Source organism: Microbispora sp. ATCC PTA-5024, assembly GCF_000511135.2.
Classification (GTDB): Bacteria; Actinomycetota; Actinomycetes; order Streptosporangiales; family Streptosporangiaceae; genus Microbispora; species Microbispora corallina.
The window spans coordinates 333,066-346,757 of the sequence record NZ_KI866527.1; the positions used below are offsets into that span (position 1 = coordinate 333,066).

The following is a 13,692-nucleotide window of genomic DNA, read 5'->3' on the forward strand; positions in this document are numbered from 1 at the left end:
CGGTCGCCCTGAGCGTCTCGGTCGCGGTGCTCGTCCGGGCGACCGGAGGAGCGGGCCGGGCGGCCGGAGCCGTCCGGCCGCCAACGGCCGGCACGGCGGCCACTCCGGCGGCCGCCCCGGGCCCGGACGTCGGGCGACGCATCCACACCGGCGGCTACGACCTCCAGCTGATCGTCCCGGCGGCGCCCCGCTGCGGCCTCACGTCGTACGGCGCCATGACGGCGCGGGAGGGCGGCCTCTGCGTGGTCACGTGGACGCTCCTGAACCTGGGCGGGGACGAGGCAGCGTTCGCGGCCGCCTCCCCGCGCCTCGTGGACGACCGGGGCGCGGACCACCCGGCCGGCGCCGCGTCGACCGCCTTCCCCGACGCCGTCCCCCCGGGCGCCCGGGCCGACGGCGTGCTGGTCTTCGACCTCCCTCCGGGCCGGCGGCCCGCGACCCTGGTGGTCGCCCGGGGCGTGGAGGTGCGGCTGTGAGACCGCCGTCCGTGCTGGCCGCCGTCGCCGCCCTGATCCTGCTCGCCGCCCTCCCGCCCGCAGCGGCGTCCCCGGCCCTCGCCCGTACGGACGGCTGCGCGGGGGCGGGCGCCGCCGACTTCGACGGCGACGGCACCGACGACGCCGTCGCCGGGGACCCGTTCGCCGGGGTGGGCGGCCTGGCGGGGGCGGGCGCCGTCCACGTGCTCCTCGACGCGGGACGCGGGGGCGTGCTGGCGCTGCACGCCCCCGTCCCCTCCGCCGGAGCCGCCTTCGGCTGGTCGGTGCGGACCGCCCATGTGGACGCCGACCGGTGCCTGGACGTCGTCGTCGGCGCGCCGTACGCCGACCAGGACGGCACGCGGGACGCGGGAGCGGCGTACGTCGTCTTCGGCACCCCCTCGGGCACGCCCCGGGTGGCCGTCCTGCGCCCCGATCCCGAGCGGGACGCGCACTTCGGCTGGTCGGTCGCCGCGGCCGAGCTCGGCGAGGGCGGCGCGCTCGTGGCCGTAGGGGTCCCGCACGCCGACAGCGACGGAGAGCGGGACTCGGGGGCCATCGACCTGTTCCGGGTGCGGGAGACCCCGGAACGGCTCGCGAGGATCACCCAGGACTCCGACGGCGTCATCGGCAACAGCGAGGCCGGCGACATGTACGGCTGGGCGGTCGCCCTCGGCCATCTCGGCGGCAGACCGGACGACCTCGACCTCGCCGTGGGCGTGCCGTACGAGAACGACGACGGCGCGGGCAGGCAGGTCGACACCGGCAGGATCGACGCGGGCATGGTGGGCGTCGTCTTCGACGTGGCCACGGCACGCGGGCACTACGGAAGCGTCAAGTGGGACCTGCGCCAGGCCACCGACGCGGTCCGGGAGAGCTCGGGCGACCGGTTCGGCTACGCGCTCGACTACGCGGAGTGGAAGGGCGACGGCTACCTGGCCGCGACCGCGCCGCTGACGGACGGCGGCACGAAGGACTCCGGCCTCGTGCAGGTGTTCGTCCGCAGGGGCGCCGGGCGGCTGGCGCCGCTGCGCGCCCTCGGCCCGGTGTCGGCCTGGAGCCTCGCCTGGTGGGACGCGGGCGGCGTCCTGTCGCTCGCCGCCGGCGCCCCCTACGCGCCGTCCGGGCCGGCGCGGGAGGCCGGCGTGGTGCGCGCGTTCGCCGACGCCGGTCAGAGCGCCGGGAACCGCCAGATCGTCGAGGGAAGCGGCAGGCAGCTCGCCGCGGGGAGCGCCGCGTACGAGCACCTGGGCGCGGCCGTCACGGACGTGGGCGGCGCCACGCCCTTCACGCCGGGCCGCACGCTGCTCGCGGGCGCCCCCGACCACGGGCCGACCGGCGCCGTCGCCCTCCTGGACGGCGGCCGCGCGACCTACCGGCCGCCGGGGACGGGCGTGTCGTCAGCCGATCTCGGCGCCGCCGTCGCGGGCTGACGCCGGGCCGATCGTCACCAGGCGCCGAAGGCCCGTTCGCCGTTGGCGCTGACGGCGGCGGCGAGCGCCGCCACGTCCATCCCCTTGACCTCGGCCAGGCAGCGGAGCGTCAGCGGGATCAGGTACGGCGCGTTCGGCCTGCCCCGGTGGGGGGTCGGCGGCAGGTAGGGCGCGTCGGTCTCGACCAGCATCAACTCGGGCGGCGCCACCGCCGCCGCCTCACGCAGATATCCGGCGTTCTTGTACGTCACCGGGCCCGAGAACGACATGTAGTAGCCGGCCTCGGCGCACTGCTTGGCCAGCTCGGCGTCGCCGGAGAAGCTGTGGAACACCACGACGTCGGGAGCGCCCTGATCGGCCAGCACGGCGATCACGTCGTCGTGCGCGTCACGGTCGTGGATCACCAGCGCCCTGCCGGTGCGCTTGGCGATCTCGATGTGCGCGCGGAAGCTCGCGTGCTGGTCCTCCCGCGACGCCCAGTCGCGGAAGTAGTCGAGCCCGGTCTCCCCCACCGCCCGTACGTGGGGCAGGCGGGCGAGCTCCTCGATCTCCGCGAGCACCTCCGGCGTCGCCGCGTGCGCCTCGTTGGGGTGGATGGCCACGCCCGCGTAGACGTCGCGGTGGTCGCCGGCCGTCTCGGCGTTCCACCGGGACGAGGGCAGGTCGTACCCGACGGTGACGAGCCGCGTCACGCCGACCGCCCGCGCCTCGTCGAGGATCGACTCGACCGTGGCGGCGGCCGCCTGGGCGGCCAGCGCCACGGGGTCGCCGGACGAGGCCTGCCGTCTAGCGACCATGATGTCCAGGTGGCAGTGGCTGTCGAACACCTCGCCCGGCAGCGGCTCGGGCGGCGGCGGGAGCTCGCTCACGACCGGCCCGTCAGGCGCTCTCGAGGCGCGGGAAGAGGATCTCGCCCTTGACGATCTCGGCCCCGGCGGGCAGCCGGCCCCAGGTGGCGGCGTCCGCGATGCGCTGGGCCGCGAGGGCGCCGAGATGCGGCTCGGCTCCCAGCGACGCCCAGAGCTTGGCGCTCGTCGTGGGCATGACCGGGTTGAGCAGGACCGCGATCGCGCGCAGCGACTCCGCCGCCGTGTAGAGGATCGTCGCCAGGCGCGCCCGGCCCTCGGGCGAGTCGTCCTTGGCGACCTTCCACGGGGCCTGCTCGCTCAGGTAGCCGTTGACCTGCTTCACGAAGTCGAAGACGGCGCCGAGGCCGCCCGCGAAGTCGAGGTGGTCGCCGATCATGACGTCCGCCCGGGCGACCGCCGCGGCCAGCCCGTCCGCGACCGCCTGCTCGGCGGGACCGGCGTCCGTGGCCTCGGGCAGTGTGCCGTCGAAGTACTTGCCCACCATCGCGGCCACCCGCGAGGCGAGGTTGCCGAAGTCGTTGGCCAGCTCGGAGGTGTAGCGGGCGGTGAAGTCCTCCCAGGAGAACGAGCCGTCCTGCCCGAACGGGATCGCCCGCAGGAAGTAGTAGCGGTAGGCGTCGACGCCGAAGTGGCCGGTCAGCTCGCGGGGCGAGATGCCGGTGAGGTTCGACTTGCTCATCTTCTCGCCGCCGACCATGAGCCAGCCGTTGGCGAAGACCCGCCCCGGCAGCGGCAGCCCGTTCGCCATGAGCATGGCCGGCCAGATGACCGCGTGGAACCTGAGGATGTCCTTGCCCACCAGGTGGACGTCGGCCGGCCAGGTGGTGTCGAACTTGGCCTGGTCCGCGCCGTACCCGACGGCGGTCGCGTAGTTGAGCAACGCGTCGATCCACACGTAGATGACGTGCTTGGGGTCCCACGGGATCGGGATGCCCCAGTCGAACGTGGAACGGGAGATCGACAGGTCCTGCAGGCCCTGCCGGACGAACTGGACGACCTCGTTGCGCGCCGAGGCCGGCTGGATGAAGTCCGGGTTGGCCTCGTAGAACTCCAGCAGGCGGGGGCCGTACTCGGAGAGCCGGAAGAAGTAGTTCTCCTCCTTCAGCCACTCGACCGGCCGCTTGTGGATGGGGCACAGGTCGCCCTCGAGCAGCTCGCCCGGCGACTTGTACTCCTCGCAGGGCACGCAGTAGGGCCCCTCGTAGCCGCCCTTGTAGATCTCGCCCTTGTCGTACAGGTCCTGCACGAACTCCTGCACGCGCTCGGTGTGCCGCGGCTCGGTGGTGCGGATGAAGTCGTCGTTGGCGATCTGGAGGTGCTCCCAGAGCGGCTTCCAGGACTCCTCGACGAGCTTGTCGCACCACTCCTGGGGAGTCACGCCGTTCGCCTCGGCCGTACGCATGATCTTCTGACCGTGCTCGTCCGTGCCGGTGAGGTACCACACCTTCTCGCCACGCTGGCGGTGCCAGCGGGTGAGCACGTCGCCCGCGACGGTCGTGTAGGCGTGGCCCAGGTGCGGGGCGTCGTTGACGTAGTAGATCGGCGTCGTCACGTAGAACGCCGACTCCCCGGATGCAGTCGTTCCTGTAGCCGCCATGTGCGAATCCTATCGGCCCACGGGAGATGACTCCTCGGGTTAAGACGCCGCGCGCCGCACACGCGGGCGACATCTCCCGGAAGGTCAGCCCGCGCGGCGGACGGCGGCCGGGGTCGTGCCCAGCCGGGCGCGCATCACCCGGGTGAGGTGTTCCCGGTGGGAGAAGCCGCAGCCGACCGCCACCTCGCCGATGGAGGAGCTCCCGGTGCGGAGCAGGCGGCATGCCCGCTGCAGGCGCAACCGCAGCAGGTACTGGTGTGGCGACTCGCCCGTGCTCACCTTGAACTGCCGGGTGAACTGGCTGACGCTCAACGAGGCCGCGGCGGCGAGATCCGCGACCGGCAGCGGTTCGGCGAGCCGCTGCTCCATCAGCTCCCTCACTCTGGACATCTGCCGCGGCGAAAGGCCGCTCGGGGTTCCGCGCCCCGGGCGCTCACGGCCCGCGCCATGCCGGTGCGCGAGCTGGGCGGCGAGCATCCCGGTCAGATGGTCCACATAGGTGCGGGCGGAGGGCTCCCAACGCCGCACGACACCGTGCAGCGCGAGCATGAGCTGCTCGACCATCGCGTCCTTGGTGCCCAGCTCCTCCCGCAGCTCCACCGGGCGGCCGTCGTCGGCCTCACGCAACGCCTCATCCGTGAGGTACGCGTGGACCGTGTCGAGCCCGCCCCCGAGCTCCACCGAGAGACTGCGGCGGGCCGGGTGGAGGAAGAGCCCTCCGGCCGGAACCTGCCGGGAGTACCAGGACCTCCCCTGGCCACGGCTCACGGTGACAGGGCCGTCGAGGTGCAGGATCAGCAGATGGGTGGGGGCGGGGGCGAACTCGGCGCGGTACGGCCGTTCCTGCTGGGCGGAGACGTACAGGTGCTCCCAGCCGAGGCCCGAACTGTCGCGCCGGGAGGTGATCCAGGGCTGCCGGAGTATGCCGCAGGTATCGACCAGGCCCAACTCCGCCATCTGCCGGACTCCTCATGCCCACATCTCCGGCGGCGGCCCACCGCCGGTCGTATCCGTGTCGCCGTCGGGAGCGTAGCGGGGCCACGTAACGGGCCTCCGCACCGCCGGCGGACAGGTCGGTCCCCGGGTGCCTGGCCGGTGTTTCCCCGGTTCTTTCTGCACGTTCGACGCGTTTGTCTGCCGGAAAACCGCACTGTTCCCGGCGAAGACGGCAGTGGGGTTCAGTAGATCGCTACGGTCGGCTCGTCACTCACCATTTATCCGGGGATAAATGCGTTTCCGTAGATCTTCCTGGCTGGGCCGCACCGGCTCCGCCGCACTGCTCACCGCCGCCGGCCTCGCCGTCACCGGGACTCCGGCGCACGCCGAGGACCAGGCGTACGTGGCCGTCATGCCGGAGAGCAGCCTGCTCGCACAGGGCGTCACACAGGCCCATGCCAAGCCGTTCCAGTTCGAGATCGTCAACTTCGTCGACTCCGGCACGACGGCGAAGAACGTCACCGTCACCGTCGATGTCAGCAAGCTCAACAGGACCCGTGTGGGCTACCTCGTTCCGAGCGGCTGAACGGCCACACGGCCGGATACACCTGCCGTCTGGGCGACATGTCTGGCTACTCCCGCGACTTCGGACTTCCGCTGTACAGCCTGGGCGAGCAGGGCGCGGCGGGCACGCTGTCGGTGAAGGTGTCCAGCACGACTCCCGACCCCTATCCGGACGACAACGGCGTCGAGGTGCCGGTCACCGTCGCTCCGCCGGGCTACGACCTGGTCACCTGGGCCCAGGACGTCTACGCCGACGTCGTGGTCGACGGCGACGACGCCGGGGAGACCGGCCTGACCCCGGTCAGGCGGGGCCACAGCGTCGTCTTCGACTGGGCGATCCGCAACCACGGCAGCCGCCCCGCCAAGGGTCTCAGGTACGGGATCAGCCTGCCGCCCGGCCTCACCTTCGCCAAGCAGCCCATGGGCTGCCGCGTCCAGCAGTCGGACGGCTTCACCGTGGCGGCCTGCGAGCAGCCGAACGTCACGCTGCAGCCCGGCCAGTCCTTCACCACGGATGTGAACCTGAAGGTCGGCGCGAACGCGCCCGTCGGCCAGCTCCACGGCCAGTCGTTCTACGTCGTGGACTACACCAGCGACGAGGTCGACCAGGGCGACGCGAACACCGATGTCCAGGTGTTCACCAGGCCCTGACGGGGCCCTGAGCCGGACCGGCTCCGCCCGTCGGCGGAGGTCGTCCACCGCCTGCCGGCCGGGCCGTTCACCTGACGCGAGAAGACGCGGCGGGGTGCGGAGCACCCCGCCGCGTCTTCGTCGTGTGGCTCACCTGAGGTGCGACGACGCACAGCGCGCGGCGAGGCGCGCTGCGGCGGGCGGCAGGAAGATCCAGCGGAGGTCTAGGCCACGGACTCGCGACCGGCGGCGGTCTCCGGCTCGCGGTTGACGGCCTGCGCGGCCTCCTCGGCGGCGGACGCCGCGATGTCCGCCGGGGTCTCCCGGGAACGGCGGATGCCGAGGATGCTGATGAACAGCGACGCGAAGATCGTCTGGAAGCTCATGACGAACGCGGTGGCCGACGGCACGACCAGGCGCAGCGACTCGGCCGGGATCAGCTCGCCGAAGTTGCGGCCACCCCAGTGGGCGAGCGAGGCGCCGAGACCGGCGAGACCGGCGATGGCCAGGGCGCCGCCCGCGAGCAGGCCCTTCTCCAGCGTGACGATGTCGACGAGCTTGCGGATGCGCCGGTCCTCGGGCAGGAAGCCCTCCTCGGCCGCGTACACCTTGGTGAACAGCGCGAACAGCACGGCCTGGAAGCCGATCACCACCATCGCCGACGCGCCGACGAGGGTGTCGACGTCGAAGGCGAGCTTGCCGATGTAGACCGGGCCGAACGTCAGCGCCGCGCCGGCCAGCAGGCCGAGGCTCATCAGCACCAGGCCCGGGATGAAGAACAGCCAGCGGGGGCTGTACAGCAGCAGGAAGCGCAGGTGACGCCAGCCGTCCCGCCAGGAGCGCAGGTGCGGCGGGCGGGAGCGGCCGTCGGGCGACAGCGTGGTCGGCACCTCGCGGACGTCCAGGCCCTGCAGCGTGGCCTTGACGACCATCTCGGAGGCGAACTCCATGCCGCCGGTCTGCAGGCCGAGCCGCAGGATCGAGTCGCGGCGGAAGCCCCGCAGGCCGCAGTGGAAGTCGCCGATCTCGCTCGGGAAGAACAGCCGGCCGATGAACGACAGGACCGGGTTGCCGAGGTAGCGGTGGAGCGGGGGCATGGCGCCCGGCGCGATGCCGCCGCGGAACCGGTTGCCCATCACCAGCTCCGCGCCGTCGCGCAGCTGCTCGACGAACGGCAGCAGGTTCGTGAAGTCATAGGAGTCGTCGGCGTCGCCCATGATGACGTACCTGCCACGGGCGGCCCGGACACCGCCGATCAGGGCATTTCCGTACCCCTTCTCGTCAACGTGGACGACACGGGCGCCCGCGTCGCGCGCGAGCTGCTGCGACCCATCGGTGCTGCCGTTGTCGGCGATCACCACCTCGCCGTCGATCCCGTGCTCGCGCATGCTGGTGAGGGCCTTGCGCACACAGATCTCAACGGTCTCGGCCTCATTGAGGCATGGCATGACAACGGTAAGTTCCACGTCGCAACTCCTCGCATATGACGGCAGGACACCAATGATGCCCGCTTCCCCGTAGGGCCCGAGTCAAGTCCACAAAACGGCTGGCATTCTGTAACCATGGTCGCGGTCGCGGATCCTCCTTCAGTGGACGCCTCCCCGGTCGGCCGTTGGAAGCGCGCGGTCGCGCTCCTGCGCCGTCACCGGGTCTTCGCGCTGACCTGCGCGGCAGCGGCCGTGCTCAGGGTCGTCACCATGCTCGGGTTCGGCCCGGCCATGTGGTTCAACGACTCCTACGACTACGTGTCGGTCGCGCTGCGCCCGCGGCCGCACCCGATCAGGCCCGACGGGTACAGCTTCTGGCTGTTGATCCTCAAGCCATTCCACAGTTTCGGGCTCGTCGTCTTCACTCAGCACGTCATGGGTCTCGCGGCGGCCGTGATGATCTATGCGTTGCTGACCAAGAGATTTGGCATCCCAGCTTGGGGGGCGACGCTCGCGGCCGCCCCCGTCCTGTTCGACGCGTACCAGATCGAGCTGGAACAGCTGGTCATGTCGGACACGATGTTCATCCTGCTGGTGGTGGGCGTCGTCACGCTCGTCCTGTGGCACCGGACGATGTCGTGGAAGACCGGGGCCGTCGTCGGGCTGCTGCTCGCGCTGACCGCCTTGACCCGGAGCATCGGCCTGCCGATCCTCGTGCTGATCGCGGCCTACCTGGTGGTGAAGCGGGCCGGCTGGCGGCCCGTCGTCGCGATGGTCGTGGCCTGCGCCGTCCCGGTCCTGGGGTACATGAGCTGGTTCAAGGCGGTGAACGGCCAGTTCGCGATGACCAACAGCGACGGCGTCATCCTCTACATGCGCACCGCGCTGTTCGCCGACTGCCACAAGATGAACATCGACTCCCGCAAGGAGCTCGAGCTCGCGCTGCTGTGCATCAACACGCCGCCCGACAAGCGGGCCCCGTCGGCCCAGGCGTACCTGTGGTGGGACGAGCAGAACCAGCTCCACGTCTTCGGCTCAGGCATGAAGTTCACGCCGCAGATCAACGCCGACGCGAGCACGTTCGCGAAGAGGGCCATCCTCTCCCAGCCCGGCGACTACGTCGCGGGGGTCGCCAAGGACTTCTTCCGCGCCTTCCGCTGGGACCGCCCGCAGTTCCCGGACGCCAAGACGTTCCTGCAGTACGAGTTCCGCAACGAGTACACGCGGAAGCTGCCGGCGTGGAGCTCCTACCACAGCACGACGGACCGGGACGCCGAGGCGTACGAGAACGGGCCGGCCGCCACCCACGTCGTCTCTCCCTGGTACGACATCATGGTCGGCTACCAGAAGGTGGTGCGCCTGCCCGGCATCGTGCTGGGGCTGCTGCTGCTCGTCGGCCTGTACGGCGTGGCCGTGCGGTGGCGCGAGCTCGGCGGGCCGGCGCTGCTGCCGTGGCTCGGCGCGGTGGGGCTCGTCCTCGCCCCGGCCGCGACGGCCGAGTTCGACTACCGCTACCTGCTCCCGGCCGTGCCGCTGGCGTGCATGGCCGCCGCCATCGCGCTCGCCGGCCTGCGGCGCCCGCGTCCCGAGGCGGTCGAGCCGCCCGCCGCCGCCGTCCCCGAGCCCGCCTGACCCGCCGTACGTCCGCCGTACGTCTGGCCTTGCCCGCGCGGCGGCGGGCCGTGTGCGGGTGGGCCGTGTGCGGCGGGCGTGGGCCGTGTGCGGCGGGCCGTGTGCGGGGGATCAGACGGCGTGGACGGCGTTGTACAGGTCGCGTTTGGGGACGCCGGCCGCCCTGGCCACGTCGGCGATCGCGTTCTTGCGCGGCACGCCCGACGCCTCCAGGCGGGCCACCTCGCCGACCAGGTCGTCGAGACTCGGCGGCGTGAGATCCGGCTCGCGCCCGCCCACGACCAGCGTGATCTCGCCCCTGACCTCGCCCGCCGCCCACGCGGCCAGCTCGCCGAGGCCGCCGCGCCGCACCTCCTCGTACGTCTTGGTCAGCTCGCGGCAGACGGCGGCGGGCCGGTCAGGCCCGAACGCCTCCGCCATCGCCTCCAGGCAGGCGTGCAGCCGGTGCGGCGCCTCGAAGAACACCATCGTCCGCTCCTCGGCGGCCAGGGCGGCGAACCGGCGGGCGCGCTCCCCCGCCTTGCGCGGCGGGAAGCCCTCGAAGCAGAACCGGTCGCTCGGCAGGCCCGACACGGCGAGGGCGGTCGTGACGGCCGACGGGCCGGGCAGTGCGGTGACCGGAATCCCCGCCTCGACGGCGAGGCGGGTCAGGCGGTAGCCGGGGTCGGACACGCCCGGCATCCCGGCGTCGGTGATCACCACCACGTCCTGCCCCTGGATCAGGGCCTCCACCAGCTCCTCGGCGCGGGCGGACTCGTTCGCGTCGTAGTAGGAGACGATGCGGCCGGTGAGGGCCACGTCGAGGTCGGACGCGAGCCTGCGCAGCCTGCGGGTGTCCTCGGCCGCGATCACGTCGGCCGCTCCGAGCACCTCGCGGAGCCGCGGCGACGCGTCCCCTGGCCTGCCGATCGGGGCCCCGGCGAGAATCAGCACCCGTCCACCCTATGGCTGTGTGAAACGTTCATCGGCGAAAGGCCGGATATCCACAATCGGCGCGTAGGCCGTGTTCGGGCGGGTGCCTCGCCAGTACTCTGTCCGGGTGGCCGTGACCGACTTCTCACACAAGCCGTTCGAGCAGCCCGAGGAGGGCCCGGAGGACGCGCCTCCGCCGTCCGTGCGGGACAGGCTCGTCCCCGCGCTGCCCGGCAGTGGCATGTGGGGGTGGATCGGCCCGATCGCCGTCGCCCTGTTCGGCGCCGTCCTGCGGTTCATCCACCTGGGCACGCCCGACTCGGTGGTCTTCGACGAGACCTACTACGCGAAGGACGCCTTCGCCACGATCAGGTACGGCGTCGAGCGGCAGTTCGTCGAGGGCGCCGACAAGCTGATGCTGGCCGGCAACCAGAACATCTTCAAGCAGTGCGCCCAGGTCGACCAGTGCGCCTCCTACGTGGTGCATCCGCCGCTCGGCAAGTGGCTGATCGGCGTCGGCGAGATGATCTTCGGCCTCAACCCGTACGGCTGGCGCTTCGCCGCCGCGCTGCTCGGCTCGCTGTCGATCCTCATCCTGGCGAGGACGGCCCGCCGGATGACCCGGTCCACGCTGCTCGGGTGCGCGGCCGGGTTCCTGCTGGCCCTCGACGGCCTCCACTTCGTGCTCTCCCGCACGGCGCTGCTCGACATCTTCCTGATGTTCTGGGTGCTCGCCGCGTTCGCCTGCCTGGTCGCCGACCGCGACTGGGCGCGGCGTCGGATGGCCGACTGGTACGAGAGCACGGCCGCGTCGGCCGACGGGTGGGGCCCGTCGCTCGGCTGGCGGCCCTGGCGGCTCGCGGCGGGCCTGTGCCTCGGCGCGGCGACGGCCACCAAGTGGACCGGCGTGCTCTACATCATCGCCTTCGCGATCATGTCGCTCGCGTGGGACATCGGCGCCCGACGGGCGGCCGGCATCAGCCGTCCGTACCTGGCGGTGCTCCGCCGCGACCTCCCACTGGCCGCCGTCTGGACCGCCGTGGTGCCCGTGGTCACCTACGTGGTGTCGTTCACCGGGTGGTTCGTCACCGACAAGGGATACGGCCGCAACTGGGCCGACGCCACCTCCGGCGGCCCGCTGCACTTCCTCAGCAGTTCCGTCGCGTCGTGGATCGACTACCAGCGGCAGGTCCTCAGCTTCCACACCGGCCTGGAGTCCACCCACCCGTACCAGTCGAGGCCCTGGCAGTGGCCGCTGCTGCTGCGCCCTGTGGCCTTCTTCTACGAGTCGCCCAAGACCTGCGGCGCGCCCTCCTGCTCGTCGGCCGTGCTCGGCGTGGGCACGCCGGTCATCTGGTTCGGCGGCCTGATCGCGCTGATCGCCATGATCGCGTGGTACGTGGCCACCCGGGACTGGCGCGCCGGCGCGGTGCTCGTCGGCTACGCCTTCGGCTGGCTGCCCTGGTTCTACTTCTCGCTCGCCGACAACCGGACGATGTTCCTGTTCTACGCCATGCCGATGGTGCCGTTCATGGTGCTCGCGATCGTGCTGGCGTTCGGGCTCATCATGGGGCCGGTGGACGCAGCCCGGCCTGGCCGGCGCGTCCTGGGGACGGTCGTGGTGGGCGCGTTCGTCCTGCTGGCCCTGGTCAACTTCGGCTGGCTCTACCCCATCCTCTCCGCCCAGGTCATCCCGTACGACGCCTGGCATGCGCGCATGCTCTTCCCGTCGTGGATCTGACCACCCGTAAGGTGGGGCGCGGGGGTGGTCGCCGGTGATACGCGGTCGTCGTCAACGATGGGTTCCATACGGCAGACTGCGGGTCATGCCTGCACCTGACGTCGCCGCGCTGCTGGCCCAGCTGGAGCGCTCCGAGCCGGACATCGCCGAGCCCGCGCGCGTGGCCGTCGAATGGCTGGCCGGCGGCGAGGCCCTGGAGACGATCAGCCAGCTCGACGTGTGCGAGTTCCTCTGGTACACGCTGCCGATCAAGGTGCCGGGCGACCAGACGACCATCGCGCGGGCGCTCGGCGAGCTGCTCAGGCTCGGCGGGATGGACCGCTACGCCGCCCTGTGCGACTCCCCCTCGACCGCCCGCATCCTGCGGACGTACGCGCGGGAGGGCGAGGAGGCCGGAGCCGCCGCCTACCAGGCCGCGCTCGAGGCCACCGGCGTGCTGCCCCCGGACATCCCCGAGCTGTCGTGGAGCTCGATCATGGGCCCGGAGGAGATGGGCGCCCACGTCGCCTGCGCCGCCGCCCTGGAGCTGGCCATCGTGTCGCGTGAGACCGTCGACCGCGAGGAGCTGACCCGGCGCTGGCTCACCGCCTCCCGCACGGAGCTCGGCGGCGACTGCTGGCTGCACCGGGTGCACGGGGAGCGGCTCAACCGGTGGGTGCTCGGGCGCGGCACCGCGCGGCGCGAGCTGGCCCAGCCGTTCGAGGTGCGGCTGCACGCCCCCGTCCCGGCGCCCGCCGAGCCGTCCCTGGAGCCGGTGCGCTGGCTGCTCGGGCTGGCCCGCGGCGGGCTGCGCCTCACCGAACGGCTCAACCTCGCCCGCGCCGTGGCCGTCGACGCCGCCGACCGGTTCGGCTGGGACACCACGGCGGGCCGGGCCGTACGCGGAGAGGCCGACGTCGCCCCGCTGGGCGCCCTCAAGGAGATCGCGGTCGAGGAGCTCAAGGCGTTGCGCCGCAGCGGCAGGAGGCTCGTGCTCACCCCCACGGGGCGCGCCCTGCTGGACGACCCCGAGCGGCTGTGGGACGCGGTCACTCCCGCGCTGCTCACCCCCGCGCCCGGCGAGCACGACTTCGAGGTCTCCATCCGGGAGTGCGCGCTGATGTTCCTCGTCGACAACGGCTCACTGCCGTACGCCGAGCTGGGCGACCGGGTCGCACGGGTGGTGAACGGCGAGGGCTGGCGCACGGCCGCGGGCGGCCAGGTGACGGCCGTCGACCTGGCGGGGCCGCTGGGCGAGCTGCGCCGCCGGCTCGACGCCCTCGGCCTGCGGGAGAGCTCGTCGTGGGACGCCCCGTGGCGGCTCACCTCTCCCGGCCGCTCCGCCGCCCTGGCCGCGCTGCGCGCCCAGGCCCTGCGCCCCCGCCAGTACGCCGGCCTCGGCTGAGGTCGGCGTTCCGGCCAGCGGTTGCGCGGGACCCCCGAGCGTGGGCCCGCCCCTCGGCTGAGATCGGCGCGGGACTTCAGGGGCGCCGGAC

Annotated in this window: 12 protein-coding genes; 7 read left to right on the forward strand and 5 right to left on the reverse strand. The window is 72.4% G+C overall.

From position 1 onward, the window contains the following. A partial coding sequence (locus tag MPTA5024_RS43025; RefSeq protein ID WP_198167595.1) for a hypothetical protein occupies window positions 1-476 on the forward strand: 476 nt, incomplete at its 5' end. Further along, a complete protein-coding gene (locus MPTA5024_RS43030; protein ID WP_198167596.1) occupies window positions 473-1,909 on the forward strand; it encodes an integrin alpha in 1,437 nt (478 codons plus the stop codon). The genes MPTA5024_RS43025 and MPTA5024_RS43030, both read left to right, overlap by 4 nt. A 14-nt stretch (window positions 1,910-1,923) precedes the next feature. Here MPTA5024_RS43030 and MPTA5024_RS35995 read toward each other — a convergent pair whose 3' ends face one another. From MPTA5024_RS35995 to MPTA5024_RS36005, 3 genes are all read right to left on the reverse strand, one after another. Beyond that, complete coding sequence (locus MPTA5024_RS35995; RefSeq protein WP_036332522.1) at window positions 1,924-2,778, reverse strand: TatD family hydrolase; 855 nt, start codon at window positions 2,776-2,778, stop codon at window positions 1,924-1,926. A gap of 10 nt (window positions 2,779-2,788) precedes the next feature. Continuing rightward, a complete protein-coding gene (gene metG, locus MPTA5024_RS36000; RefSeq protein WP_036332524.1) occupies window positions 2,789-4,375 on the reverse strand; it encodes a methionine--tRNA ligase in 1,587 nt (528 codons plus the stop codon). 84 nt (window positions 4,376-4,459) lie between these two features. Beyond that, window positions 4,460-5,332 (reverse strand): helix-turn-helix domain-containing protein, encoded by an 873-nt coding sequence (locus tag MPTA5024_RS36005; RefSeq protein ID WP_036332526.1) that lies wholly within the window; start codon window positions 5,330-5,332, stop codon window positions 4,460-4,462. A gap of 271 nt (window positions 5,333-5,603) precedes the next feature. Between MPTA5024_RS36005 and MPTA5024_RS36010 the strand changes: the two genes are divergently transcribed. Beyond that, a complete protein-coding gene (locus MPTA5024_RS36010) occupies window positions 5,604-5,897 on the forward strand; it encodes a hypothetical protein (protein ID WP_051459087.1) in 294 nt (97 codons plus the stop codon). Window positions 5,898-5,935: 38 nt separating this feature from the next. Beyond that, on the forward strand, window positions 5,936-6,526 hold the full coding sequence (locus MPTA5024_RS36015) for a hypothetical protein (protein ID WP_051459088.1): 591 nt from the start codon (window positions 5,936-5,938) through the stop codon (window positions 6,524-6,526). A gap of 203 nt (window positions 6,527-6,729) precedes the next feature. Here the strand turns inward: MPTA5024_RS36015 and MPTA5024_RS36020 are convergent, their stop codons facing one another. After that, window positions 6,730-7,971, reverse strand: coding sequence for a glycosyltransferase (locus MPTA5024_RS36020; protein WP_063794845.1), 1,242 nt, complete (start codon window positions 7,969-7,971; stop codon window positions 6,730-6,732). A gap of 96 nt (window positions 7,972-8,067) precedes the next feature. On the opposite strand from MPTA5024_RS36020, the gene MPTA5024_RS36025 reads away from it, so the two are divergent. After that, a complete protein-coding gene (locus MPTA5024_RS36025) occupies window positions 8,068-9,564 on the forward strand; it encodes a hypothetical protein (protein WP_051459090.1) in 1,497 nt (498 codons plus the stop codon). 111 nt (window positions 9,565-9,675) lie between these two features. Here MPTA5024_RS36025 and rsmI read toward each other — a convergent pair whose 3' ends face one another. Beyond that, a complete protein-coding gene (rsmI, locus tag MPTA5024_RS36030; RefSeq protein ID WP_036332528.1) occupies window positions 9,676-10,497 on the reverse strand; it encodes a 16S rRNA (cytidine(1402)-2'-O)-methyltransferase in 822 nt (273 codons plus the stop codon). A gap of 106 nt (window positions 10,498-10,603) precedes the next feature. Here rsmI and MPTA5024_RS36035 point away from each other — a divergent pair, with 106 nt between their 5' ends. Together MPTA5024_RS36035 and MPTA5024_RS36040 are read left to right on the forward strand one after the other, a co-directional pair. Continuing rightward, complete coding sequence (locus MPTA5024_RS36035; RefSeq protein ID WP_051459091.1) at window positions 10,604-12,217, forward strand: dolichyl-phosphate-mannose--protein mannosyltransferase; 1,614 nt, start codon at window positions 10,604-10,606, stop codon at window positions 12,215-12,217. An 85-nt stretch (window positions 12,218-12,302) separates the two neighbouring features. Continuing rightward, entirely contained in the window at window positions 12,303-13,601 is a 1,299-nt protein-coding gene (locus tag MPTA5024_RS36040) for a hypothetical protein (protein ID WP_036332530.1), read from the forward strand. The last annotated feature ends 91 nt before the right edge of the window (window positions 13,602-13,692 follow it).

What these genes read in the sequence shown, in the direction of transcription:
- MPTA5024_RS36005 (WP_036332526.1), bottom strand. Translation starts at nt 5,332, where the DNA reads ATGGCGGAGTTGGGCCTGGTCGATACCTGCGGCATACTCCGGCAGCCC.
- MPTA5024_RS36025 (WP_051459090.1), top strand. Translation starts at nt 8,068, where the DNA reads ATGGTCGCGGTCGCGGATCCTCCTTCAGTGGACGCCTCCCCGGTCGGC.
- MPTA5024_RS36015 (WP_051459088.1), top strand. Translation starts at nt 5,936, where the DNA reads ATGTCTGGCTACTCCCGCGACTTCGGACTTCCGCTGTACAGCCTGGGC.
- MPTA5024_RS36010 (WP_051459087.1), top strand. Translation starts at nt 5,604, where the DNA reads ATGCGTTTCCGTAGATCTTCCTGGCTGGGCCGCACCGGCTCCGCCGCA.
- metG (WP_036332524.1), bottom strand. Translation starts at nt 4,375, where the DNA reads ATGGCGGCTACAGGAACGACTGCATCCGGGGAGTCGGCGTTCTACGTG.
- MPTA5024_RS36040 (WP_036332530.1), top strand. Translation starts at nt 12,303, where the DNA reads ATGCCTGCACCTGACGTCGCCGCGCTGCTGGCCCAGCTGGAGCGCTCC.